Annotated in this window: 19 protein-coding genes and 1 tRNA gene; 10 read left to right on the top strand and 10 right to left on the bottom strand. The window is 64.7% G+C overall.

Annotated features, from left to right (window positions below; genetic code table 11):
• Positions 1-9 precede the first annotated feature (9 nt).
• Both DC363_RS06585 and DC363_RS06590 read right to left on the bottom strand, forming a co-directional pair.
• A complete protein-coding gene (locus tag DC363_RS06585) occupies positions 10-1,158 on the bottom strand; it encodes a pyridoxal phosphate-dependent aminotransferase (RefSeq protein ID WP_108640351.1) in 1,149 nt (382 codons plus the stop codon).
• A gap of 156 nt (positions 1,159-1,314) precedes the next feature.
• A complete protein-coding gene (locus DC363_RS06590) occupies positions 1,315-4,407 on the bottom strand; it encodes a valine--tRNA ligase (RefSeq protein WP_241962944.1) in 3,093 nt (1,030 codons plus the stop codon).
• A 222-nt stretch (positions 4,408-4,629) separates the two neighbouring features.
• Here DC363_RS06590 and DC363_RS06595 point away from each other — a divergent pair, with 222 nt between their 5' ends.
• Positions 4,630-5,697 (top strand): DUF2235 domain-containing protein, encoded by a 1,068-nt coding sequence (locus DC363_RS06595; RefSeq protein WP_108640352.1) that lies wholly within the window; start codon positions 4,630-4,632, stop codon positions 5,695-5,697.
• Here DC363_RS06595 and DC363_RS06600 read toward each other — a convergent pair.
• Positions 5,694-6,557 (bottom strand): methylenetetrahydrofolate reductase, encoded by an 864-nt coding sequence (locus DC363_RS06600; protein ID WP_108640353.1) that lies wholly within the window; start codon positions 6,555-6,557, stop codon positions 5,694-5,696. The genes DC363_RS06595 and DC363_RS06600 overlap by 4 nt on opposite strands.
• 84 nt (positions 6,558-6,641) lie before the next feature.
• Between DC363_RS06600 and DC363_RS06605 the strand changes: the two genes are divergently transcribed.
• Positions 6,642-7,559, top strand: a complete 918-nt coding sequence (locus DC363_RS06605; protein ID WP_108640354.1) for a LysR family transcriptional regulator — start codon at positions 6,642-6,644, stop codon at positions 7,557-7,559.
• Here the strand turns inward: DC363_RS06605 and DC363_RS06610 are convergent.
• On the bottom strand, positions 7,556-9,511 hold the full coding sequence (locus DC363_RS06610) for a putative bifunctional diguanylate cyclase/phosphodiesterase (RefSeq protein WP_108640355.1): 1,956 nt from the start codon (positions 9,509-9,511) through the stop codon (positions 7,556-7,558). The two genes, DC363_RS06605 and DC363_RS06610, sit on opposite strands and share 4 nt — an antisense overlap.
• A 187-nt stretch (positions 9,512-9,698) precedes the next feature.
• On the opposite strand from DC363_RS06610, the gene DC363_RS06615 reads away from it, so the two are divergent.
• Complete coding sequence (locus tag DC363_RS06615) at positions 9,699-10,484, top strand: inositol monophosphatase family protein (RefSeq protein WP_108640356.1); 786 nt, start codon at positions 9,699-9,701, stop codon at positions 10,482-10,484.
• Positions 10,485-10,508: 24 nt separating this feature from the next.
• Here DC363_RS06615 and DC363_RS06620 read toward each other — a convergent pair whose 3' ends face one another.
• From DC363_RS06620 to putA, 4 genes are read right to left on the bottom strand one after another with little or no spacing between them, the layout of a single operon-like run.
• The gene (locus tag DC363_RS06620; protein WP_108640357.1) at positions 10,509-10,892 is read right to left on the bottom strand and encodes a VOC family protein; all 384 of its coding nucleotides are present in this window, start codon (positions 10,890-10,892) and stop codon (positions 10,509-10,511) included.
• A gap of 3 nt (positions 10,893-10,895) precedes the next feature.
• The gene (locus tag DC363_RS06625; protein WP_108640358.1) at positions 10,896-11,261 is read right to left on the bottom strand and encodes a GFA family protein; all 366 of its coding nucleotides are present in this window, start codon (positions 11,259-11,261) and stop codon (positions 10,896-10,898) included.
• Positions 11,258-11,998 carry a rhomboid family intramembrane serine protease gene (locus DC363_RS06630; protein ID WP_108640359.1) on the bottom strand — a complete coding sequence of 247 codons (741 nt, stop codon included), beginning with the start codon at positions 11,996-11,998 and terminating at the stop codon, positions 11,258-11,260. Before DC363_RS06630 ends, DC363_RS06625 begins: the two co-directional genes overlap by 4 nt.
• Positions 11,999-12,051: 53 nt before the next feature.
• Complete coding sequence (gene putA, locus DC363_RS06635) at positions 12,052-15,477, bottom strand: bifunctional proline dehydrogenase/L-glutamate gamma-semialdehyde dehydrogenase PutA (protein ID WP_108640360.1); 3,426 nt, start codon at positions 15,475-15,477, stop codon at positions 12,052-12,054.
• Positions 15,478-15,601: 124 nt separating this feature from the next.
• Here putA and DC363_RS06640 point away from each other — a divergent pair, with 124 nt between their 5' ends.
• Positions 15,602-16,081: an Lrp/AsnC ligand binding domain-containing protein gene (locus DC363_RS06640; protein ID WP_108640361.1), complete on the top strand. Its 480-nt coding sequence runs from the start codon at positions 15,602-15,604 to the stop codon at positions 16,079-16,081.
• A gap of 106 nt (positions 16,082-16,187) precedes the next feature.
• Positions 16,188-16,273 (top strand) — tRNA-Leu (locus tag DC363_RS06645).
• 233 nt (positions 16,274-16,506) lie between these two features.
• Here the strand turns inward: DC363_RS06645 and DC363_RS06650 are convergent.
• Positions 16,507-17,298: a lytic murein transglycosylase gene (locus DC363_RS06650; protein ID WP_108640362.1), complete on the bottom strand. Its 792-nt coding sequence runs from the start codon at positions 17,296-17,298 to the stop codon at positions 16,507-16,509.
• Positions 17,299-17,465: 167 nt separating this feature from the next.
• Here DC363_RS06650 and DC363_RS06655 point away from each other — a divergent pair, with 167 nt between their 5' ends.
• Positions 17,466-17,669, top strand: coding sequence for a hypothetical protein (locus DC363_RS06655; RefSeq protein ID WP_108640363.1), 204 nt, complete (start codon positions 17,466-17,468; stop codon positions 17,667-17,669).
• A 25-nt stretch (positions 17,670-17,694) separates the two neighbouring features.
• On the opposite strand, the gene metG is transcribed toward DC363_RS06655, so the two are convergent.
• The gene (gene metG / locus DC363_RS06660) at positions 17,695-19,407 is read right to left on the bottom strand and encodes a methionine--tRNA ligase (protein WP_108640364.1); all 1,713 of its coding nucleotides are present in this window, start codon (positions 19,405-19,407) and stop codon (positions 17,695-17,697) included.
• Positions 19,408-19,550: 143 nt separating this feature from the next.
• Here metG and DC363_RS06665 point away from each other — a divergent pair, with 143 nt between their 5' ends.
• The 4 genes from DC363_RS06665 (at position 19,551) to DC363_RS06680 (ending at position 23,871) form a co-directional block, all read left to right on the top strand.
• Complete coding sequence (locus tag DC363_RS06665) at positions 19,551-20,591, top strand: aldo/keto reductase (protein WP_108640365.1); 1,041 nt, start codon at positions 19,551-19,553, stop codon at positions 20,589-20,591.
• 154 nt (positions 20,592-20,745) lie between these two features.
• The gene (gene bcoG, locus DC363_RS06670; RefSeq protein ID WP_108640366.1) at positions 20,746-21,657 is read left to right on the top strand and encodes a 3-dehydrocarnitine:acetyl-CoA trimethylamine transferase BcoG; all 912 of its coding nucleotides are present in this window, start codon (positions 20,746-20,748) and stop codon (positions 21,655-21,657) included.
• A 181-nt stretch (positions 21,658-21,838) separates the two neighbouring features.
• Positions 21,839-22,318, top strand: coding sequence for a lipocalin family protein (locus tag DC363_RS06675; RefSeq protein WP_108640635.1), 480 nt, complete (start codon positions 21,839-21,841; stop codon positions 22,316-22,318).
• An 83-nt stretch (positions 22,319-22,401) separates the two neighbouring features.
• Positions 22,402-23,871: a carnitine 3-dehydrogenase gene (locus DC363_RS06680; RefSeq protein WP_108640367.1), complete on the top strand. Its 1,470-nt coding sequence runs from the start codon at positions 22,402-22,404 to the stop codon at positions 23,869-23,871.

Here is a 23,871-nt window from a genome sequence, read left to right on the forward strand (position 1 = left end):
TACGACGGGTCAAGAGGGTGTTTCGCCCACCTGTTCCCGCGCGGCGGCGAGGGCTTTGGGCAGGGCGCGGGCGAGCAGCTTCATCTCACGCGGCGGGGCGCAGGTGACGCGGATGCAGCGGTCGAGCGGTGCGACCATGGGCATCCGCACAAACACCCCCTCGTCCCGCAGCGCGTCCAGCACCGCTTTGGCAAAGACCCCGTCCGCGCCGCAATCGATGGTGACGAAATTGGTGGCCGAGGGGATCGCCAGCAGCCCGTTGTCCTCGGCGATTTCGTAAAGATCCTCGCGCGCCTGTTCGACCTGCGCACGCACTTTGGCCAGCCAGTCGGTGTCCTCCAGCGCCGCCAAAGCGCCGATCTGGGCGATGCGGCTCATCCCGAAGTGGTTGCGCACGCGGTCAAAGGCCGAGATCAGCGCGGCGTGGCCGATGGCATAGCCAACCCGCGCCCCGGCCATGCCATAGGCCTTGGAAAAGGTCCGCAGGCGGATCACCCGCTTGTCATGGGTGTTGATCGGTGGAGCGAACCCGTCCCCGGCAAGGTCGATATAGGCCTCATCCAGCACCAGAAGGCAGCCCTCGGGCACGGTCTGGATCATGTGCTGGATCGTCGCTGCCGTGTGGCAGGTGCCCATGGGGTTGTCGGGGTTGGCGATGAAGATCAAACGCGCGCCGACCTCACGTGCCTTGGCGATCAGGTGGTCGGGGTCCTCATGATCGGCGGTGTAGTTCACCGTGTGCAGCGTGCCGCCGTAGCCGGTGACGTGATAATTGAACGTCGGATAGGCCCCGGCGCTGGTGACGACCGGCGTGCCTTCGGTGACGGTAAGCCGCACAAGGGTTTCAAGCAGCCCGTCGATGCCCGGACCGACCACGATCTCCTCCATTCCGATGTCGAATTTCGCGGCGAGGGCAGCGCGCAGGTCGTGGCTTTCCGGATCGCCATACATCCAGCAGTCTTTGGCCGCGTTGCGCATGGCCCGGATCGCATCCGGTGAAGGGCCGAAGCCGCTTTCGTTGGCCCCCAGCCGCGCTTTGAACGGCGTGCCGGTTTGTCGTTCCTGTGTCTCGGGTCCGACGAAGGGCACCGTGGCGGGCAAACGGGCGGCAAGGGGGGTCAGGCGGGTGTCGGGGGCGGGCGCGTGGTCTTTGGACATAAGCAGACTGTGCGGGCAACTTCGCGTTTTGCAAAGCAAAAACCCGCGCGACGGCAGTCTGCGGAGCGGTTTTTTCGCAAGATCAGGGTATCAAAGGGGCGTGCTGCACCCGCAAAGGGTGAAAGCGGCGCGGCCCCGCAGGGCCGCGCCACCGCGTCAGATTTCGTTGAGTTGGGCGAGGGCCGCGTTGAGCTGGGCGATTTCCTCTTCCCGCAGGGCGAGATTGGCGCGGGCTTCTTCCACCACCTCGCGGCTCGCATTCTCGGCGAACTTGGGGTTGTTCAGCCGCCCGCGCAGGCCGCCCGCCTCTTTCTCGACCTTGCCCAGCGACTTGGCGATCCGCGCCTTCTCGGCCTCGACGTCGATGATATCCGCCAGCGGCAGCGCAAAGGTCGCGCCCTTGGTGCCGACCATCATCGACCCTTTCGGCGCGGCCCCCTCGGTGAGCGTATCGACACGGGCAAGGCGTTTGATCAGCGCTTCGTTGTTGGCCCAAGCGGTCTTGGCGGCTGCATCGGCCTCGGTCTGGATCAGCGGCACATAGAGCCCCGCCGGCACGTTCATCTGCGCGCGGGTCGAGCGGATGTTCTCGATGATCTGGATCACCCACGACATTTCAGCCGCAGCGGTGGCATCGACAAGGTCACTGCCATACTCGGGCCAGTCCTGATGGGCCAGAAGCGTGGCATGGCCGTCAATCTCCCACAGCTCTTCGGTGATGAAGGGCATGATCGGGTGCAGCAGGATCAGACATTGCGACAGAACCCAGTTCATCACCTGCTGGGTCTCGCGTTTTTCGGCGTCCGAGCCGTCCATCAGCAGGGGTTTGGAGAACTCGACATACCAGTCGCAGACCTTGCCCCAGACGAACTTGTAGAGCGCGTCGGCTGCGTCGTTGAACCGGTAGGTCTCAAGCGCGGCGTTCACCTCGGCCAGCGTCTGCGCCGTCTCGCCGATGATCCAGCGGTTGACGGTCTGCACGGGCTTGAGCGCCGCCGGATCGGTCACGGCCTCGACCGCACGCGCCTGACCGAAGGCGCCGTTCATCTCGGCAAAGCGGCAGGCGTTCCAGATCTTCGTGCCGAAGTTGCGGTAGCCCGCGATGCGGCTGGTGTCGAGCTTCAGCGCCCCGCCAAGGGACGCCATCGCCGCATTGGTGAACCGCAAGGCATCGGCGCCGTATTCCTCGATAATGTCGAGCGGGTCGATCACGTTGCCCGTGGACTTCGACATCTTCTTGCCCTTGGCGTCGCGCACCAGCCCGTGGAGATAGACGGTCTTGAACGGCACCTCATCGACGACGGCCAGTTGCATCATCATCATGCGGGCGACCCAGAAAAACAGGATGTCCTGCCCGGTCACAAGGTCCGAGGTCGGGAAGTATTTCGCAAGCTCGGGCGTTTCTTCGGGCCAGCCGAGTGTGCCGATGGGCCAGAGGCCGGAGGAGAACCACGTGTCCAGCACATCGGGATCGCGGAACATGGGCAGTTGCATCGGGCCGTCGAAGCTGCGGATCGTGCCTTCGTCGCGCACGTCGAGCAGGCCTAGCTGTTCCTGTAGGACTGCGACGGCTTCCTGTTCGTCGGCGACGATGCGGAACTCGGTTCCGTCCACGTTCTGCGCGGTGGCCTTGGCGATGGCCTCTTCCTCGGTCGCGGCGCAAACGGCGAACCAGTCGTTCTGGCCGGGATAATACCAGACGGGGATCTGGTGGCCCCACCAAAGCTGGCGCGAGATGCACCAGGGTTCGATGTTCTCGAGCCAGTGGTAATAGGTCTTCTCACCGCTTTCGGGGAGGATTTTGACATCCCCGTTGCGCACGGCGTCCAGCGCGGGGCCGACGATCTTGTCGGTGTCCACGAACCATTGGTCCGTGAGCATCGGTTCGATCACCACCTTGGAGCGGTCGCCGAAGGGCTGCATGATCTTCTTGGGCTCGACGAAGGGCACCTCCTGCTCTTCGCGGGCCTCGCCGCCCTCTTCCGGTGCCACGGGCTTGGTCGCGGCCTTGCCAAGGCGCGGGTCGTGGCTGGGCACCATCACGGCGAGGCCTTCGGCGGTGATGTCGGCCACCACGGCCTTGCGGGCCTCGAACCGGTCCATGCCGCGATAGGCCTCGGGGACGAGGTTCATGGCCGCGATCATCGTCTCGTCGAAGTCCTGCTCACCGGCGGCGATCTTCTGGGCGGTGGCGGCCTCCTCGGCGTAGGGTTTGCCATCGGCCCGCATGGCCCCGCGGGTGTCCATCAGGTTATACATCGGGATGCCCGCGCGCTTGGCCACCTGATAGTCATTGAAGTCGTGCGCGCCGGTGATCTTCACCGCGCCCGATCCGAAGTCCTTGTCCGGGTACTCATCGGTGATGATCGGGATCAGGCGGCGCTGCTCTTTCGGCCCCACGGGGATTTCGCAAAGTTTTCCAACGATTGAGGCGTAGCGTTCATCCGAGGGATGCACCGCGACCGCGCCGTCGCCCAGCATGGTTTCGGGCCGTGTGGTGGCAATCGAGATATAGTTGCGCGTTTCGCTAAGTGTTACATTGCCGTCTTCATCGCGCTCCACATACTCATAGGTCTCCCCCCCGGCGAGCGGGTATTTGAAGTGCCACATGTGGCCGTCGACTTCGATGTTCTCGACCTCAAGGTCCGAGATCGCGGTCTCGAAATGCGGGTCCCAATTGACCAGCCGCTTGCCGCGGTAGATCAGGCCCTTGTCATACATCTCGACGAAGACCTTGATGACGGCGTCGTGGAAATTGCCATCGCTGCCCGCAGGGGCACCGGGGGCGCCGGACATGGTGAACGCCTCACGCGACCAGTCACAAGACGCGCCGAGACGTTTGAGCTGGTTGATGATCTGCCCGCCGGATTCACCTTTCCATTCCCAGACCTTTTCCAGAAACTTCTCGCGTCCCAGTTCGGCGCGGCCCGGTTGCTGCTCTTCGGCCAGCTTGCGCTCAACCACCATCTGCGTGGCGATGCCCGCGTGGTCCGTGCCCGGCTGCCACAGCGTGTCGAACCCGCGCATGCGGTGCCAGCGCACCAGAATGTCCTGCAGCGTGTTGTTGAAGGCATGGCCCATGTGCAGCACGCCGGTGACGTTGGGGGGCGGGATCATCACCGAATAGGTCTCGGACCGCGTGGCGTTGGCCCCGGCCTTGAAGGCCTCGGCGGAAAGCCAGCGGTCGGTGATGCGGGCCTCGGCCTCGCGCGCGTTGAATGTCTTGTCCATCGGTGTGTTCGGGGCCATGGGTCTCGCGTCCTTATGCTTCGGATCGGGTTTATCCAATCGCGCCCCGCGCCGAAAGGGGCGATTGCGCAGCAGGCGGGGCGATCACTGGCCCGTCAACGGACGATTGCAGCCCTTGTGCCGCGCGGGCGGGCGATTAAGCTGGCACCATGGTGCGGGCTTACGAGATCGAAACAATTTTAAGGGATACTTCAGCCCGGATCATGGGGAAAGGGGATGCCGATGTCGCTGCGTAGCTGGCTGAGCAGGCTGTTCGGGCGCCCCCCGTACGGCACCCACGACCGCGGGCGCAGGCGCGGCCCTGCGATGCATGTGGTGGTGCTTGATGGCACCATGTCCTCGCTCGAGCCGGGGTATGAAACGAACGCCGGTCTGCTTTACAAGTTGCTGCGTGAGGCCGGGCACAGCGCGAACCTGACCCTCTATTACGAACCGGGCATCCAGTGGGCGGAATGGCGCACCACGCTGGACGTGTTGCAGGGGCGCGGCATCACCAAACAGATCCAGCGGGCCTACGGTGTGCTGGCGTCGCGCTACCGGCCCGGGGACAGCATCGTGCTCGCGGGGTATTCGCGCGGGGCCTATGCAGTGCGGTCGCTGGCGGGGGTGATCGACCTTGTTGGATTGCTGCGCCCCGAGCATGCGACCGAACGGATGGTAAAACAGGCGTTCCGGCATTACCGCCTTGGCGGGCGCGGTCCGGCGGCCGAAGCGTTTCGCGGCTATTGCCATGACGAAGTGCGGATCGAGGCTGTGGCCGCTTGGGACACGGTAAAGGCGCTGGGCCTGCGCTGGCCGATCCTGTGGCGTTGGTCGGACGAGGAGTACGAGTTCCACAACCACGCGCTGGGTGCGTCCATCCGCAACGGCTTCCATGCCTTGGCCCTTGACGAAACGCGCGAGGCTTATGCCCCCGTCCTGTGGTCCAGCCCGCCCGGTTGGTCCGGCCACGTGGAACAGGTCTGGTTTCCCGGTAATCACGCCGACGTGGGCGGCCAGATCGACGGGCTTGAGGCCGTGCGCCCGCTGTCGAACCTGTCGCTGGTCTGGATGCTCGGCCGGCTGGAAAGCTGCGGCGTGCCCTTGCCCGAGGACTGGCGCAGACGGTTCCCGACAGACCCCGAGGCCCCGTCGGTGGGGCCGTGGCGCAAATGGTCGAAGCTGTTTCTGGGCCGCAAGCGCCGGGCCGTCGGGCTGAACGACACCGAGCGGTTGCATCCGTCGGTGGCGGATCGCGGGCTCAATGTGCCGCCGCTGGCGCTGGAGGAGCCTTCGGCCCCGACGGGCTAGGCCACGTTCTCCAGCTTGCTGCGGGGGGCGAGGCCCACAGCGCGGCAGATGTCGTAGGTCAGCTCTGGCTTGTTGAGCGTGTAGAAATGCAGATGCTCAACCCCTTCGCACAACAGCTCGTCGCACAGCTCGGTGGCCAGCGCCGTGGCAAACAGATCGCTGGTGCCGTCCTTTTCCGAATGGGCAAAGCCGTTCGCCACCAGCGCCGGAATCTGCGTCCCGCAGGAGGCCGCAAATTTCTGCACGCCCTTCCAGTTCTCGACCGGCAGGACCCCGGGCAGGATCGGCGCGGTGATCCCCGCATCGGCGCAGGCATCGCGGAACCGCAGGAAGGTCTCGCCCTCGAAGAAGAATTGCGTGATCGCCCGGGTGGCTCCGGCGTCGATCTTGGCTTTCAGATGGTCGATGCAGGCGCGCGGATCGGTCGCGTCGGGGTGGGTTTCCGGATAGGCGCCCACGGTCACCTCGAACCCGCGATCGGCCAGCGCGCGGGTCAACTCGATCGACCCTGCAAAGCCGTTGGGGTCGGGCTGGAACGCATCGGTGCCCTTTGGCGGATCGCCCCGCAGCGCGACGATGTGCGACACGCCGGCCTTCTTGTAGCTGTCGGCAATGGCGAGCGTTTCTTCGCGCGAGGCATCGACACAGGTCAGGTGCGCCGCAACCGCGAGGTCGGTCTCATTGGTCAGCGCGTCGACCGCCTCATGGGTAAGCTTGCGCGTCGTGCCCCCGGCGCCATAGGTGACCGAGACGAACTCAGGCCCCAGCGGGGCCAGCGTCTGCACGCAGTCCCACAGCCGAAACGAGGCCTGAAGCGATTTTGGCGGGAAGAATTCGAATGAAACGGTCGGGGTCGGCATTGGGGTCTCCTGCGGTTGCCCTCTTATCGCCCGGTGGTGTATGTGAGGCAAATTCATAACGCTCACTAAGATCATGAGTTCCGCATGCATATCGAGTTCCGCCACCTTCGCACGATCAAGGCCATCCACGAAACCGGGGGGCTGGCACGGGCTGCCGATACGCTGGGGATCACCCAGTCGGCGCTGAGCCACCAGATCAAGGGGATCGAGGATCAGGCCGGGGTGGAGCTTTTCGTGCGCCGTTCCAAGCCCTTGAAACTCTCGGCGGCGGGCCAGCGGATGCTGGCGGCGGCTGAGCGGATCCTGCCCGAGGTGGCCGCGCTCGAGGCCGAGTTCACCGGATTGGTGCGCGGCAGCGCCGGACGGATGCATCTGGCAATCGAGTGTCACGCCTGTTTTGAATGGCTGTTTCCGGTGTTGGAGGGGTTCCGCAAGGCCTGGCCGGATGTAGATGTGGACATCCGCCCCGGTCTCGCCTTCGACGCGTTGCCCGCCCTGCGCAAGGAAGAGGTGGATCTCGTGGTCTCGTCCGACCCCGAAGATCTGCCGGGGATCACCTTCCTGCCGCTTTTCGATTACGAGCCGGTGTTTGTCGCGGCGACAAAGCACCCTTTGGCTCAGAAACCCTTCGTCGAGGCTGAGGATTTCCGCAACGAGACCCTGATCACCTACCCGGTAGAGCGGTCGCGACTCGATGTCTTTTCGCAACTTCTCACCCCTGCGAAGGTCACCCCGAAGGAGGTGCGGCAGGTGGAATTGACGGCGGTGATCCTGCTGCTTGTGGCGTCCAACCGCGGCGTGGCAGTGCTGCCCGACTGGGTGGTGCGCCAGACGGCCTATGGGTCGGACTATGTGACACGGCCCCTGACGGAGAGCGGTTTGACCCGCCGGCTTTACGCCGCCGTGCGCGAAGAAGACGCGGACCTGCCCTACGTCGCCCATCTGGTGCGCTCCGCACGGCAACAGGCCGTGCGCCTGCAACGGGCGGTGCCCGCCGCCTAGCCGTGGGTCGTGCGCGGCTGGGGCTGTTGGTCGGCGCCGAGCAGGTCCGCCGCGGTGGCCAGCGGCACCGCTTCGCTGAACAGATAGCCCTGCGCCGTCAGGCAGCCCATGTTGATCAGGTCCCGCCGCTGCGCTTCGGTCTCGACCCCTTCGGCCACAACGCTGACCCCAAGGCCCGAAGCGATGTCGAGGAATCCCTGCACCAGAACCTCGGACGTGGGGTCGCGCCCCAGACCATCGACAAAGCTGGTGTCGATCTTCAGCTCATCAAAATCCAGTTGCCGCAGGTGGTGGAACGAGGCGAATCCGGTCCCGAAATCATCCAGCGAAATGCGCACGCCCAAAGCGCGAAATGCTTTGATGGAGGTCTGGATCGCCTCGGCTGCGCGGGCAATGAAGACGTCTTCGGTGATCTCGAAGGTCAGATGCGGCGCAACCTGCGGATGGGTCTGCACCAGCTGTTGCAGGTCGCCGCGGCCCGAATGGGTCGCCAGCGTCACCTCGGTGATGTTGAGAGAGACCTGTCCGGGGTCGTGGCCCTCGTCCAGCAAGGTGGCGATATCCTCAATCACCTGCGTCGCCATCGAGGTCATGAAGTCCCCCTGTAGGCCCAGCTCCTCGATCTGTTCGATGAAATTCGATGGAATGCAGGTTTTGCCGTCGGGATGTTCCCAGCGGGCCAAAGCCTCAAACCCGACGATCCGGCCGGTGCCCAGATGCACCTTCGGCTGGTAATAGGGTTTCACCCGCCGGTTCGAGATCGCCTCAACCAGAAAACGCTTGTCCTCAGCGGTCATGCGCGCGGCGAACAGGTGGGCGCGGTAAAGGCAGGGGCCGCCCTGTGGGGCGTTCTTGGCGGCGAACATGGCGCGGTCGGCGGCGGTGCACAGGGCGGTCACCGTGGCGGCGGGGTGATCGGCGCCCGGGCCAGTCATGGCCACGCCGATGCTGGCCCCGACCTTGAGCCTGCGCGCGTTCCAGACCACCGCGCCCGACAGCTCCGCCTCAAGCGCGGTGGCGTAGTCGATGACATCGCTGTCCCCGTCAAGGCCGGTGACCGCGCAGACGAATTCGTCCCCGCCCAGACGGCCCACGATCCCGTCGTCCCGCACGTGCCGCCGCAGGCGCTGGGCGGTTTGCAGCAAAACCTCATCCCCCGCCGCGTGGCTGTAGGTGTCGTTGATCGGTTTGAAACTGTTGAGATCGACAAGAAACACCGCGACGTCCCCGCCCACGTCCGCGCGGTCGTCCAGCATGACCTGCAACGCCAGATCGAAGGCATTGCGGTTGAGCAATCCGGTGAGCGGGTCAAGGCGCTGCGCTTCCTCCAGACAGGCAAGACGAGCCGCGGCATCCCCCTGCGCGGCGGCGATCTGCGCATCCGCCGCCCCCTGCAGGCGCAAAAGGTCGAGCGCGGTGACCAGAAACAAAAGCAAAAAGACAGCGGCGACCGCCCATTCATCCCCCCCCGAGGGGGCCGGATCCGATTGCGCCAGAAACACGAAGGCAAGGACGGTCGTCCCCATGGCCGGCAGCATCTTTGCCGCCAGAAAGGCCGGAACCTTGTTCAAGGTGCTGACCAGATAGACCTGCGTGCCCATGACCCACGTCATCCCGGTCATCTTGATTGCAAGCGACGGGTCCGAAGTGAAGGTCAGCGCGGGCAGCAGGTACAGCACCGTGGTCACCGCACAGAGCGCCAGCACGGCGCAAGTGCGCCCTGTGCCGGCCTCGCCGTCTGTCCGGGGCAGGGCGCTGGTACTGCGGCTCAGCAGGTATTCCATGCCAGTCACAGAAACGGCGACGAACAGCGCCAGATAGGGATGCCCGATATAGCCGCAAAACAGACAGATGAGGTAGGCAGACCCCAGTTGCAAAGGAATATCCCGCCCGGGATGCTGCGCAAATGTCCCGAGTTGTCGGCGCGCCTGCGCGATGAAACGGTCAATCACCGATGAAGTCGCCTTCCGTTGAGCCCTCGTCAGCTTCGTTCTAACAGGTTTCCCTGAGCAAAAGGTTAACGGCCCTCTTCCCCTCCGACCAAGTGCGCCCTTGTTCGCAATTCCCGTGTCGCCTATACGCCGCGTTTAACGCATGGGGCGCGACCGCAGGGGTGGCGCGCCGATCTAGGAGACGGACATGGTTCACAGCGCAAACCTCAATGTGATGATGAAGACCGCCCGCCGCGCCGGGCGCGCGCTGCTCAAGGACTTCGGAGAGGTCGAGAATCTGCAGGTGTCCACCAAGGGGCCCGGCGATTTCGTCAGCCGCGCGGACCGCAACGCCGAAACCCTGATCCGCGAGGCGCTGATGGAAGCCCGCCCGACCTATGGGTTTCTGGGTGAGGAAGGCAGCGAGATCGAGGGGCAGGACCCCACCCGCCGCTGGATCGTCGACCCGCTGGACGGCACCACGAACTACCTGCACGGCATGCCGCACTGGGCGATCTCCATCGCGCTTGAGCACAAGGGGGACGTCACCATCGGCGTGATCTACGACCCGGTGAAGGACGAGATGTTCTTCGCCGAGAAGGGCAGCGGCGCCTGGATGAACGAGAAGCGTCTGCGCGTGTCCGGCCGGATTCGCATGATCGAGAGTGTTTTTGCCACCGGTCTGCCCTTTGCCGGTCGCGCCGATCTGCCGGAGTCGTTGCAGGATCTTGCGCGCATCCTGCCCACCTGCGCCGGTGTGCGCCGCTGGGGGGCCGCCGCGCTGGATCTGGCTTACGTGGCCGCGGGCCGGTTCGACGGCTTCTGGGAACGTCGCCTGCACCCGTGGGACATGGCCGCCGGGCTGGTGATCGTGCGCGAAGCGGGCGGCATCGTGGAACCGCTCGACCCGAACGGCGACATCATGGCCGACGGCGCGGTGATCTGCGCGGCCGAGCCGATCTTCGAGAAATTCGCCAAAACCATCCGCAAGTAAACCTACGCGCCGCCGGCCCGAGGGCTAGAGCGGCGCAAACAGGTCGATCTGGTAGCCGTCAGGGTCCACGACGGTGGCATAGCGCTGCCCCCAGAAGGCATCCCACGGCGCCACGGTCAGCGCATAACCCGCCTGCGACATGCGCGCGGCGATGGCATCGACCTCGGCCGGGTCGTCGCAGCGCATGGCAAAGCTGGAATGGTTGGGCGGTGTGGGCCGTGCGCCGGTGAACTTCTCCAGCAGCTCGGCGGTGTCGATCATCAGGCGCACCTCGCCATCTTCCACCACCGGTTCGACGTGCTGATCCTCGGCCCCCCAATCGCCGAACGTGAAGCCCAGCATTTCATAAAAGGCGACCGATTTGGCCATGTTGGTGGTGGTCACGGCCACTGCGTCAAGACGGGGCATGGGTTACTCCTTTCGATCGGACGGATGATTGACGCCGTCGCTCCACGGGATCGGGTCGTGATCGCGGGGGTTGAGACCTTCGATCCCGGCCATGTTGACCCCGTATTCATTCGGGTTCGAGCGGCGACGGTGATGGGTGTAAATGCCGCAGGTTTTGCAAAAATGATGCTGCGCGGTATGGGTGTTAAAGGTGTAGAGCGCAAGGTTGTCTGCGCCTTTCACGATCTCCAGATCACCCACATTGACGGTAACCACAGGCGCGCCGCGTTTGCGGCAGAACGAACAGTCGCAGCGCCGGGCGGTGTTCAGCCCGTCCGCAAGGGTGACGCGCAGCTCGACCGCGCCGCAGTGGCAGGTCACGCGGGTCATCGGCGCCTCCGCACCACGGGGACATTCGAGCGCGGGTAATGGGTTTCGGGATGCGGCGGGCGGCCGTCCGTTTGTGCCCAGAAGCGTTGCCCGCCGCGTTTGATCCAGAGCGGCACCGTCAGCACAAAGCCCGCAACAAAGCCGCCCACGTGCGCCCAATAGGCCGTGCCGCCGCCGCTGGGATCGCTGCCCAGCCCGTTGAAGACCTGCAGCGCCATCCACAGCCCGAGCACGACGTAGGAGGGGATCGGCAGGATGCGGAAGAACACGATGAAGAAGATAAACACATCGACCCGCGCGCGCGGGAACAGCAGAAGATAGCCCCCCATGACCCCGGCAATGGCGCCCGAGGCTCCGACCATGGGCACCACGCTTTCGGGGGCGGGCAGGTACTGCAGATAGGCCGCGGCCAGCCCGCTTGCGATGTAGAAGGCCAAAAACGGAAGATGGCCCAGCTCATCCTCCATATTGTCGCCAAAAACCCACAAAAACAGCATGTTACCGGCCAGATGCAGAAAGCCTGCGTGCAGGAACATATGGGTGAACAGGCCGGTGAAGCCCTCACCGTTGTCCAGCAGGATCGGCCAGAAGGCGTAGTCGATCATGAACTGGTTGCTGGACGGAATGTCGAGCAGCATGCCGTATTGATAGCCGAAGACCACGATGTTGAGCGCGATCAGCAGATAGGTCACGTAGGGCGTGCGCTCGGACGGATTGTGATCTCGGATGGGAAACATGGATCAAACCGTCCGCCATGCGCGGCGGACGGTCAAGGGCGAAACGTGCGGTCTCAGGTGCCGCTGACTTCGGCCAGCAGCGCCGCGTTGCCACCGGCAGCGGTGGTGTCGATGCAGACGTGGTGTTCGTGCAGCACGTGGGCCGCATCAATGGGGCCGGTGATCAGGGGCACGATTGCACCGGTGCGTTTTGCCAAGGCCTGCTCATAGGCGCGCGCCGTGTCTTCGTCGCCGCCCCAGATGACTGCCGCACAGTCCAGCGTTTCCAGCGCTTCCGGCGCCAAACGGCCATCGGGCGCGAGCGGCACGCCGCCCTTCACCGTCGCTGCGTCCTCGTTCGCGGCGTGGTGCGGGATGATCGGCAAGCCGCCGAACGACGCCACCACATCCGCCTGCGTGCGCGCATCGGGACCAAGACAGGCGATCAACCCGCGCGGATAGGTGGACAGGCGATTGGATTCGCCGGTCGGCCCGGGCAGGTCGATGGGCAGGGGTGCGGGCACTGGCTGCACCACCATGTCGGCAAAGCGCGGCATATACATCGGCCCGCCTGCCTTGGGACCGGTCCCCGACAGACCCTCGCCGCCGAAGGGCTGGCTGCCCACGACCGCGCCAATCTGGTTGCGGTTGACGTAGATGTTGCCCGCGTGGACCTGTTCCAGAACCTGTTCGACCCGGTCGTCGATCCGCGTGTGCAATCCGAAGGTCAGGCCGTAGCCCGTGGCGTTGATGGCCTCGATCACGCGGTCAAGGTCGCGCGCTTTGTAGGTCGCCACGTGCAGCACCGGCCCGAAAATCTCGCGTTCGAGGTCTTCGATCCCGTTGACGCGGATCACCGTCGGTGCGGCGTAGGTGCCGGTTGCGGGGGTTGCGCGTTCGTGCAGCACGCGGCCTTCGTCACGGGCCGTGGCGATGTGGTCCTGAATGGTTTTCAGCGCTGCAGCGTCGATCACCGGGCCCACATCCGTGGTCAGATCCCAGGGATCGCCCAGCCGCAGCTCATCCATGCCGCCCTTGAGCATGTGGATCACCTTTTCGGCCACGTCCTCTTGCACATATAGACAGCGCAGGGCGGAACACCGCTGGCCGGCCGATTGGAAGGCCGATTGCAAGATGTCGCGCACGGCGTGCTCGGGCAGGGCGGTCGAATCGACGATCATCGCGTTGAGCCCGCCGGTCTCTGCGATCAGAGGCGTGCCCGGGGCGCAAGTCTCGGCCATGGACTGGCGGATCTTCAGGGCGGTGGCGGTGGAGCCGGTGAATGCCACGCCGCCAAGCCGCGCGTCCGAGGTCAGCGCCGCACCGATGTCGCCGCTGCCGGGCAGCAGGTGCAACACATCTTCCGGCACGCCGGCCTCATGCATCAGTTGTGCGGCGCGATGGGCGATCAGTCCGGTCTGTTCAGCCGGTTTCGCCAGCACGCCGTTGCCCGCCGCAAGGGCTGCGGCAATCTGGCCGGTGAAGATCGCCAGCGGGAAGTTCCACGGGCTGATGCAGGTCCAAAGCCCACGCGGGGTCGGATTGCGGATTTCAGCTTCGGCGGCGTAGAAATACAGGAAATCAACGGCTTCGCGCACTTCGCCCACGCAGTCGAGCATGGTCTTGCCAGCCTCGCGGTTGAGCAGTGCGAAGAATTCTTCGGCGTTGTCCTCATAGGCCTTGGCGATCTTGCGCAGCACCGCTGCACGGTCTGCCACTGACGCATCCCACGGCTTGGCTGCATCCAGCGCGGCCTTGGCGTCTTCGGGCGTGGCCCAAGTGATCTGGCCTACGATATCGTCATGATTTGCAGGGTTAAGCACGGGACGGGCGGTTTTCGTGTCGTCGGTCTGCCACGCGGACGACAGGGGCGTGCCGGTCCATTCATGGGTCTTGAACGGCTCGCGGCCGGCGTCGATCTCGGCCAGTGTCGCGCGGTGGGTGATGTCCCACCCCTTGGAGTTCGGACGGTGCGGCAGGAACAGCTCCGGCCCCGTGGGCAGGTTCGGCGTGATGCCGATCTGCTCGAACGGATCAGCGGCGACAACCTCTGGAGGCACGTCCTCATCCACGATCTGGTTCACGAAGGACGAGTTGGCCCCGTTCTCAAGCAAGCGACGCACCAGATAGGCCAGCAGGTCTTCGTGGGCGCCGACGGGGGCGTAGATCCGGCAGCGCGTTCCGTTGTCGTTCAGCACGATCTTGTGCAGGGTCTCGCCCATGCCGTGCAGGCGCTGGAATTCATAAGAATCCTTGGGGGTGTCCTGCGCCATATGCAGAATGGCCGCGACGGTATGGGCGTTGTGGGTGGCGAACTGCGGATAAATGCGGTCGGTCATGCCCAGCAGCTTGCGGGCGTTGGCGATGTAGCTCACATCGGTGTGCGGCTTGCCGGTGAAGACGGGGAACCCCTCAAGCCCCATCACCTGCGCGCGCTTGATCTCGGCATCCCAATAGGCCCCCTTGACGAGGCGGACCATCAGCTTGCGGTCGGTGCGCTCGGCCAGATCGTAAAGATAGTCAAGAACGTAGGGCGCGCGCTGGCCGAAGGCCTGCACCACGATGCCGAACCCGTCCCAGCCCGCCAGCGCCGGATCGCTGACCACGGCTTCGATCACGTCCAGCGACAGGGTCAGGCGGTCGGCCTCTTCCGCGTCGATGTTGAAGCCCTGACCCGCGGACTTGGCGAGAATCGCAAGGCTGCGCAGGCGCGGCACGAGTTCCGCCATCACCCGGTCGCGCTGGGCCTCTTCGTAGCGCGGGTGGAGCGCGCTGAGCTTGACCGAGATGCCGGGGTTTTCCGCGACCGAGGCATGGGTGCAGGACTTGGCAATGGCGGAGATCGCGCGGGAATAGGCGAGGTGGTATTGCCGCGCATCCTCATCCGTGCGGGCCGCTTCCCCGAGCATGTCATAGGAATAGGTGAAGCCCTGCTTCTCCATGGTCTGGGCGCGCTTCATGGCCGACTGGATGTCGGTGCCAAGGACGAATTGCTGGCCCATGATCCGCATGGCGCGGCCCACGGCAGAGCGGATCACCGGTTCGCCCAGACGCTTGATCGCACGGCGCAGCGGCTGCGCCATCCCCCGGTCGTCGTCCAGCACGCGCCCGGTGAGCATCAAGGCCCAGGTCGAGGCGTTGACCAGCGAGGAGGCCGAGTGCCCCAAGTGCTTGCCCCAATCCGACGGCGCGATCTTGTCGTCGATCAGCGCGTCGATGGTGTCCGCATCGGGGACGCGCAACAGCGCCTCGGCCAGACACATAAGCGCGATGCCTTCATCGGTCGACAGGCCGTATTCGGCCAGAAATACTTCCATCAGGCCGGGATTGGACGAGGCGCGGATGCGCCGCACCAGCTCGGCCCCGTCCGAGGCGATTTCGGCGCGCGCGGTGGCGTCCAGATCGGCGGTTTCGACCAGATCGGCCACCGCGGCCTCTTCATTCTTGAGGTAGGCGGCGTCGATCTTTGCAAGTTGGGTCTGGGCAGGTTTTATGTGCATGGCACGCTCCGAGAATACGGTGGAATACCGATGTTGTTTTGCCCTATATATCCCCAAACTGCGCGTCGGTCCGACTGTGATTGCACGAACGACGATCCGTTTTCACCGAAAATTGAGGGGTCTTATGGCCGAACACACTTTTGACCTTGATCGCTATGACCGCAAGATTCTCGACGTGATCGCCGTTGAGGGGCGAATCAGCGTCACCGAATTGTCCAAACGGATCGGCCTGTCGAAGTCGCCCACGCAGGCGCGACTGCGGCGTTTGGAGGTGAGCGGCGTCATCCGGGGCTACCGGGCGCTGTTCGATCCGATCCAGCTTGGATTGGATCACGTGGCCTTTGTCGAGGTCAAGCTGAGCGACACCCGCGAATCGGCCCTTGCCGAGTTCAACCGCGCGGTGTTGCAGGTGCCGGAGATCGAGCAATGCCATCTGATCGCCGGCGCCTTCGATTACCTTCTCAAAGTGCGGACCAGTGGCATGTCCCGGTATCGCACCGTGCTGGCCGAACGGCTGTCGACGCTGCCCTTCGTGGCCAGCACATCGACCTACGTCGCCATGCAGGCGGTCAAGGAAGAGGCGGTGGCCCCGGACGGGGTCTAGCGCCGCTGGTCGGGTGTCAGAGTGAGCGCGGCCCGATGAAAAGCCGGTCAAAACGACTGGACGCGCCGCCGCTTTCGCCTATGGTCGCACCCGTCGCCCGACCCGTGCCCGCGTGGTGGAATGGTAGACACTGGAGACTTAAAATCTCTTGGCCGTATGGCCGTGCCGGTTCGAGTCCGGCCGCGGGCACCACAGCGTTTTCGCGAAGCGAGAACGCCATAAGGCAGGGCGACCGCATCCGGCAGTCGTCTCGCAAAAGCGACGAGAAGATGCGGGGCCTAGCGGAGCCATACTAGAAACCGTTTCAGATTTGGATAATGGGCTGATCGGGTGCGCGTGGTAACGTCGCCATGCCCCAAGAGCCTCCCCGCCGGGCGGCCGCTGTCAGAGCCTCCGGCGGGGATATTTTTGAAGCAAAGATGAGGTTACTGGAGTTTTGCAGCGCTCAGGGCGATGGCCTGTTGATAGACCGTCGCGGCGTTCCATTCGTTCAGCACGCGGAAGTTGGCGCTGCCCTCCTGAAAGCCCTGACCGGGCTGCCAGCCTTTCTGGCGCAGGAAGTTAGCCGTCGAGGCCAGACTGTCGGCCACGGTGTAGAGATCGACGCGGCCGTTGCCGTCAGCATCGACCCCGTAGCGCAGGGCATTGCCGGGGAGGAATTGGGTGTGACCCATCTCACCATGGGCCGCGCCGCGCTGGCCCGGGGCCAGGCCGCCGCGATCCACAAGTTTCAGCGCCGCGATGGCGTGGGGTGTGAAGAAGGCCGAACGGCGGCAATCATAGGCGACCGTGGTGATGCTGTCGACGACCGGCGTGTTGCCCATGGTCCGGCCGAACCCCGTCTCCATGCCGTGAATCGCCAGAAGGATGCCCGCCGGCACGCCGTAGTTGCGTTCAAGCGAGGCGTAGAAATTCGGGTTGCGGTTCAACTCACGGCGCATCTGGCTGGCGAAGCTGTCAAGGCTGCCCAAACGGATGCGAATGAACTCATCCAGCGCATAACGCACGCCGGTCTGGTTGCGGTCGGCGCGGATGGTCGAGGTGGAATATTGCGCGTTTGCGAGCGCATTAAGCCCGGCCTGTCCGACCCCGGCGGCGGCGGCCTCTTGCGCGAAGGCCTGTTTCCAGGCGGCGAAACCGCTGCTGTCGTTGCCGCATTGTGCAGCGAGGCCGGGCGAGGCGAGGGCGGTGAGGGCGAAGGCGACTGCGAGGCGCATGGGGATGAACTCCTACAATTGAACGTTATCGGGAAGTTAGCACGAATGCCCGCAACGTGAAGGCCGTCGCCCTGTGCGGGGTGTTCCGGCCGATCACGCAGGCGTGCGGCGCGGAACTTCCCGGCCGGATCGGGGGTTAGTCCAGCAAACGCGGAAAGGAGCCTGTCATGACTGCACCGAAGACAAACGTCGAGAAACAGAAGAGAAATCACTGGGGTCCGCTGATCGGGATCGCCGTGGTGATCGTTTTTGCCAGCATCATGGCGCTGATCTGGGCCGGTGGTGATCCGATCACGGAAGAAGACGCGCAAGACGGCGCGGGCCAGATTCAGGAGTCCACGGATGTGAACTCCGACCCGGAGAACGACTGATCATATTGGGCCTTGACGGCGCCGGTCAGTCCCGTGTGCCGGCGAACCTCTCGGCCCATGTGTCGCGCTGCTCGTCCGTGATCTTGTCGAAAAGGTTGTCCGGCACCGTGAAGACATGGCCTTCGGGCAGGGCGGTGACAGCGTCGCGAATGTCCGACGGCCAGCCGGTGTCCAACGTGTTCATTGCGGACAGCAACTTTGCCGACGCGTTGGGAATGAAGGGCGCTGACAGCACGGCATAGATGCGGATGAGGTTCAGGGCGAGGCGGATCTGCGCGGCCGCCTGCTCGGGGTCTTCCTTGAAGACCTTCCACGGCGCGGCCGCCTGCAGATATTCGTTGCCCGCCGCCCACATGGCGCGCAACTCGGTGGCCGATTTGCGCACCTCGATGGCGTCCATGGCTTTCTCGTAGGCGGCAAGACGGGTCTGAAGCTCTTCGATCAGCGCCTCTTCCGCGGGGCCAAAGGTCCCGCCCGCAGGCACCGCTTCGGAGAATTTCGAGCGACAGAACTTGGTCACGCGGCTGACGAAGTTGCCCAGAACATCGGCGAGGTCCTTGTTCACGTCCGTCTGGAACTGCTGCCACGTGAATTCGGAATCCGACGTCTCGGGCGCGCGGCTGAGCAGCCACCAGCGCCAGTAATCGGCGGGCAGGATTTCGAGCGCCTGATCCATGAAGACGCCGCGCCCGCGTGAGGTGCTGAACTGGCCGCCGTCGTAGTTTAGATAATTGAAAGATTTGAGGTAATCGACCCGTTTCCAAGGCTCGCCCGAACCGATCAGCGTGGCCGGGAAACTGAGCGTGTGGAACGGCACGTTGTCCTTGCCCATGAACTGGGTGTAGCGCACATCGTCCGCCCCTTCGTCCGTGCGCCACCAGCGGGCCCAATCGTCGCCCTTGCCCGCATCGACCCATTCCTGCGCGCAGGCGATGTATTCGATGGGCGCGTCGAACCAGACGTAGAAGACCTTGCTTTCCATGCCGGGCCAATCCTCGTCCCCGCGTTTGACGGGCACCCCCCAGGACAGATCACGCGTGATGCCGCGATCCTGCAGACCGTCGCCGTCGTGCAGCCACTTCTTGGCGATCGAGGTCGTCAGCACGGGCCACCCCTCTTGCTGGTCGATCCAGGCTTCAATCTCATCCTTCAGCTTCGACTGCAGCAGGTAGAGGTGTTTCGTCTCGCGCATTTCCAGATCGGTCGAGCCGGAGATCGTCGAGTGGGGGTTGATCAGGTCCACCGGGTCAAGCTGCTTGGTGCAATTGTCGCACTGGTCGCCGCGGGCGGACTCGAACCCGCAGTTCGGGCAGGTGCCTTCAATATAGCGGTCGGGCAGGAAGCGGCCATCCTCATGGGAATACATCTGCGTCTCGGCACGTTCCTCGATCAACCCGTTGTCCGCCAGCACGCCCGCGAAATGCTGGGTGAGCTTGTGGTTCTGGGGCGAGCTCGAGCGGCCGTAGTGATCGAAGGACAGCCCGAAGCCGTGTGCCAGATCAGCCTGCACCTGCCACATCTCGGCGCAATATTCGTCCACCGGCTTGCCGGCTTTGGCCGCTGCGAGTTCGGCCGGGGTGCCGTGTTCGTCGGTGGCGCAAAGGAACAGCACCTCATGCCCGCGGCCGCGCAGGTAGCGGGCATAAAGGTCGGCGGGCAACTGGCTGCCGACCAGGTTTCCAAGGTGTTTGATCCCGTTGATGTAGGGGATGGCGGAGGTGATGAGGTGGCGTGCCATGATCGTCCTGCTTTGCGTGGGTCAGGGGCGGTCTAGCGCAAGGGCGCGGTGGATGCCAGCGTGCGCGTTGGGCCACCCGGGTATTGCGGGTTGTCGGGGGCGCGCTGCGGGCTATGGTCCGCACAAATCAAGAAAGGCAGCAGATGAAACAGATTGAATTGGGGCGCACTGGGATCAGGGTTAGTGACTGGTGTCTGGGCACGATGACATTCACCACGCAGACGCCGGAAGCGGATGCGCACCGGCAAATCGACATGGCGTTGGAAGCAGGGATCAACTTTCTCGATACCGCCGAGATGTATCCGGTCAACCCCCTGCGCAAGGCGACCGTGGGCGATTGCGAAAAATGTATCGGCAACTGGCTTGCCGCGTCCGGACGGCGCGCCGAGGTGGTGATCGCCACCAAGGCGGGGGCCGATACGCCGATGATCCGCGGTGGCGAAGGCTTCGGGCCGGACAATATCCTTGATCTGCTGGACGACAACCTGCGGCGGCTGGGCACGGATTATGTCGATCTTTATCAACTGCACTGGCCGATGCGCGGGTCTTATGCGTTCCGCCAGAACTGGACCTTCGATCCCTCGGGGCAGGACCGCGAGCGCACGATGGATCACATGCGCGGGATGCTCGAGAAGCTGGAACAGGCGCAACAGGCGGGAAAGATCCGGGCCTTCGGCCTGTCGAACGAAAGCGCCTGGGGGACGACGAAATGGATCGACGTGGCCGAGGAGATCGGCGCGCCGCGGGTGGCTTCGGTGCAGAACGAATATTCTCTGCTGCACCGGCTCTATGACACCGACATGGCCGAGGTGTCGGTGAACGAGGATGTCTTGTGTTTTTCGTTCTCGCCGCTGGCGGCGGGGTTGCTCACGGGGAAATATCAAGGCGGGGCGATCCCCGAAGGGTCGCGGCGGACCTTTGTGAACAACCTTGGCGGCCGCGTGACCGAGCGGGTGTTTCCAGCGATCGACGCCTATCAGGCGGTGGCCGAGAAACACGGCTTGACGTTGCCGCATATGGCGCTGGCGTGGCAACGGTCGCGCCCGTTTCCGGTGTGCGCCATCATCGGGGCGAGCACGTCGGCACAATTGGCCGACCTGCTCGAGGCGCGGGATCTGACCCTCTCGTTCGAGGTGCTGGAGGATATCGACCGCGTTCACCGCGCCCATCCGATGCCCTATTGAGCGGGATTGCGGGGGGCGATGTGCGCCTCCGGCGGGGATATTTCATAAAGCAAAGATGCACGGGGCCGGTTGGTGAGGTGCGGGCGGATGGTGAACGGGGCTTGCCAGTGTGAGTGGCGCAGATAAGGTCGCCGCAAATGAAGGAGGACAAGCCATGCCATTGGAGATGAACCGCGAGGTTTTTATCACCTGCGCCGTGACCGGATCGGGCAGCACACAGGACCGCAGCCCCCATGTGCCGCGCTCGCCGCAGCAGATCGCCGACAGCGCCATCGAGGCTGCGAAAGCGGGCGCGGCAGTGGTGCATTGCCACGTGCGCGACCCAGAGACCGGGGTGCCGAGCCGGGACCTTGCGCTCTACCGCGAGGTGACGGACCGAATCCGCGCGTCGGACACGGATGTGGTGTTGAACCTGACCGCCGGCATGGGGGGCGATATGACCTTCGGCGGCGTCGAGCAGCCATTGCCGGTGGTCGAGGGCACGGACATGGTGGGCGCGAGCGAACGGGTGGCCCATGTGGCCGAGTGCCTGCCGGAGATTTGCACGCTTGATTGCGGCACGATGAATTTCGCCGAAGCGGATTACGTGATGACCAACACGCCGGGCATGTTGCGGGCCATGGGACAGATGATGACCGATCTGGGGGTGAAGCCCGAGATCGAGGCCTTTGACACCGGCCATCTGTGGTTTGCCAAACAACTCGTCGCCGAAGGGATATTGAAGCCCGACGCGTTGGTGCAGCTGTGCATGGGCGTGCCTTGGGGGGCGCCGGACGACCTCAACACCTTTCTGGCGATGGTCAACAACGTCCCCTCGGACTGGACCTTTTCCGCCTTCGGGCTGGGTCGCAGCCAGATGCCTTACGTCGCGGCCTCGGTCCTTGCTGGCGGCAACGTGCGGGTGGGGTTGGAAGACAACCTGATGCTCGACAAGGGCGTGCTGGCGACCAATGCGCAGCTTGTGGAGCGCGCCCACGGGATCATCGAGAACCTGGGCGCCCGCGTCATCGGCCCCGATGAGGTGCGCCAGAAGCTCGGGCTGGTGAAACAGGCGCCGAAAGGGTGAAGGCGCTGGCCCTGCCGATCTTGCTGATGGGCTGCGCGGCGGGGCCGCCGCCGGTGGGGATGACTATGGTCGAGGAGACCACCTGCATCGGCGCGGGCGGGCAGGTGGTGATCGATGCCGGGCGCGCCCGGTGTCGGTCCGGACGGGTATGAAGTTGCGGTTGATCTTATTGGCGCCATTGATGGTGCTGAATTGCACGGCCACGCCTCCGTCCGCGCCCATCAGCTATCGGGATCCGGCCGCGCAGATCGCCTCGCAAACCGATGTCACAACCGAGCGGCTGGCGGGGAATTGGGTGGTCCGGCAGGGCTATTCGCAAGGTGGGCCGGTCGATTCGCTTTCGTTCGAGGCGGGACCGGACGGGGCTCTGCGGATGCGGTCCTGCGCTGGTGACACGTGCTCCGGTCCAGCTGCAAGGCTTGCAATGACCGGCCCCGGACGGTGGAGCCCGCAAGCGGGGCAGGCGGCGCCGGTTCCCGCTCCGCTTTGGGTTCTTTGGATGGATTTCGACAGTCGCACGGCGGCCATCGGCACGCCGGACGGGCAGTTCGGTTGGATCATGGACCGTGCCCCCACGGGGGGTGCGGACCGGATCGCGGCCGCGCGCGAGATCATGGACTGGTTCGGCTACGACATGGCCCGGCTGGCGGATCTGCCCTAGCGACATCGCAGGTCGCAAACGGTGCTTGACGCCGCCGGCGATTCCCCATGGCATGGCGGCAAATTTCAAGGAGCGGGGACCACATGACACAGATTGCAACGATCATCGGCGGGGGTGTGATCGGCGGCGGTTGGGCTGCGCGTTTCCTGCTGGCAGGATGGGACGTGCGGGTGTTCGACCCCGACCCAGAGGCGCAGCGCAAGATCGGCGAAGTGCTCGACAATGCGCGCGCGGCGCTGCCGGGGCTTTATGACATGCCGATGCCTGCGGAAGGGGCGCTTAGCTTTCACGACAGGCTGGAAGACGCGGTGCAGGGCGCGTCGTGGATTCAGGAAAGCGTGCCGGAGCGGCTGGACCTGAAGCACCGCGTCTATCGCGACATTCAGGCGGTCTGTGACCCGGCGGCGGTGATCGGCTCGTCCACCTCGGGGTTCAAGCCCTCGCAACTGCAAGAGGGCGCGACCCGGGCCGAACAGATCGTTGTCTGCCATCCGTTCAATCCGGTCTACCTCTTGCCGCTGATCGAGGTCGTGGGCACCCCGGCGAACGCGCAGATGGTCGACGGCGTCGCCGACACCCTGCGCGGAATCGGCATGTTTCCCCTGCTGGTGCGGAAAGAAATCGACGCGCATATCGCGGATCGGTTCCTTGAAGCGGTCTGGCGTGAGGCTTTGTGGCTGGTCAAGGACGACATCGCCACGACGGAAGAGATCGACGAAGCGATCCGCATGGGCTTCGGATTGCGCTGGGCGCAGATGGGCCTGTTCGAGACCTTCCGCATCGCCGGGGGAGAGGCCGGCATGCGGCATTTCATCGACCAGTTCGGCCCCTGCCTGAGTTGGCCGTGGACGCGACTGATGGATGTGCCCGAGATGACCGACGCGCTGGCCCAGAAGATCGCCGACCAGTCCGACGCGCAATCGGGACAGCATTCCATCCGCGAGCTGGAACGCCACCGGGATGCCAATCTGGTCGGGATGTTACGCACGCTCAAGGCGCGGGACTGGGGCGCGGGCGCGGTGCTTAAGGGCCATGACAAGACGCTGCAAGCGGCGGGGCGCATCGCCGACACCCTGTCCGACATCGCCGATCCCGCGCGGCCGGTTTTGACCGTGGACCGCGCCGTGCCGCTGGACTGGACCGACTACAACGGCCACATGAACGAGGCGCGGTATTTGCAGGCCTTTGGCGATGCGACGGACCGTCTGATGCAGATCGTCGGGTGCACGCCCGAATATATCGCAAACGGCGGCAGCTATTTCACCGCCGAGACGCATATCCGCCATCTGGATGAGGTGCGGGCCGGCGCGCGGATCCGGATCGAGACGCAGGTACTGTCCGGTGCGGGCAAGACGATGCATCTGTTCCACACCATGTATGAGGGCGACCGTGCGCTGGCCACGGGCGAGCATATGTTGATCCACGTGAGCCTTGAGACCCGCCGCGCGAGTGTGCCCGCGCCGCAGGTCGCCGAACCCTTGGCGCGCTTGGCCAAGGCCCACGACAGCCTGCCCCGCCCCGAAGGGGCTGGCGCGGCCATCGGCAAGCGGTAG

The organism is Thalassorhabdomicrobium marinisediminis (genome assembly GCF_003072065.1).
In the GTDB taxonomy this organism is placed as follows: Bacteria; Pseudomonadota; Alphaproteobacteria; order Rhodobacterales; family Rhodobacteraceae; genus Octadecabacter; species Octadecabacter marinisediminis.

Coding starts and splice junctions, on each gene's coding strand:
- DC363_RS06665 (WP_108640365.1), top strand. CDS start 19,551: ATGAAACAGATTGAATTGGGGCGCACTGGGATCAGGGTTAGTGACTGG.
- DC363_RS06675 (WP_108640635.1), top strand. CDS start 21,839: ATGGTGCTGAATTGCACGGCCACGCCTCCGTCCGCGCCCATCAGCTAT.
- DC363_RS06655 (WP_108640363.1), top strand. CDS start 17,466: ATGACTGCACCGAAGACAAACGTCGAGAAACAGAAGAGAAATCACTGG.
- DC363_RS06625 (WP_108640358.1), bottom strand. CDS start 11,261: ATGACCCGCGTGACCTGCCACTGCGGCGCGGTCGAGCTGCGCGTCACC.
- DC363_RS06650 (WP_108640362.1), bottom strand. CDS start 17,298: ATGCGCCTCGCAGTCGCCTTCGCCCTCACCGCCCTCGCCTCGCCCGGC.
- DC363_RS06590 (WP_241962944.1), bottom strand. CDS start 4,407: ATGGCCCCGAACACACCGATGGACAAGACATTCAACGCGCGCGAGGCC.
- DC363_RS06640 (WP_108640361.1), top strand. CDS start 15,602: ATGGCCGAACACACTTTTGACCTTGATCGCTATGACCGCAAGATTCTC.
- DC363_RS06605 (WP_108640354.1), top strand. CDS start 6,642: ATGCATATCGAGTTCCGCCACCTTCGCACGATCAAGGCCATCCACGAA.
- DC363_RS06600 (WP_108640353.1), bottom strand. CDS start 6,557: ATGCCGACCCCGACCGTTTCATTCGAATTCTTCCCGCCAAAATCGCTT.
- putA (WP_108640360.1), bottom strand. CDS start 15,477: ATGCACATAAAACCTGCCCAGACCCAACTTGCAAAGATCGACGCCGCC.
- DC363_RS06585 (WP_108640351.1), bottom strand. CDS start 1,158: ATGTCCAAAGACCACGCGCCCGCCCCCGACACCCGCCTGACCCCCCTT.
- DC363_RS06620 (WP_108640357.1), bottom strand. CDS start 10,892: ATGCCCCGTCTTGACGCAGTGGCCGTGACCACCACCAACATGGCCAAA.
- metG (WP_108640364.1), bottom strand. CDS start 19,407: ATGGCACGCCACCTCATCACCTCCGCCATCCCCTACATCAACGGGATC.
- DC363_RS06680 (WP_108640367.1), top strand. CDS start 22,402: ATGACACAGATTGCAACGATCATCGGCGGGGGTGTGATCGGCGGCGGT.
- DC363_RS06595 (WP_108640352.1), top strand. CDS start 4,630: ATGTCGCTGCGTAGCTGGCTGAGCAGGCTGTTCGGGCGCCCCCCGTAC.
- DC363_RS06615 (WP_108640356.1), top strand. CDS start 9,699: ATGGTTCACAGCGCAAACCTCAATGTGATGATGAAGACCGCCCGCCGC.
- DC363_RS06630 (WP_108640359.1), bottom strand. CDS start 11,998: ATGTTTCCCATCCGAGATCACAATCCGTCCGAGCGCACGCCCTACGTG.
- bcoG (WP_108640366.1), top strand. CDS start 20,746: ATGCCATTGGAGATGAACCGCGAGGTTTTTATCACCTGCGCCGTGACC.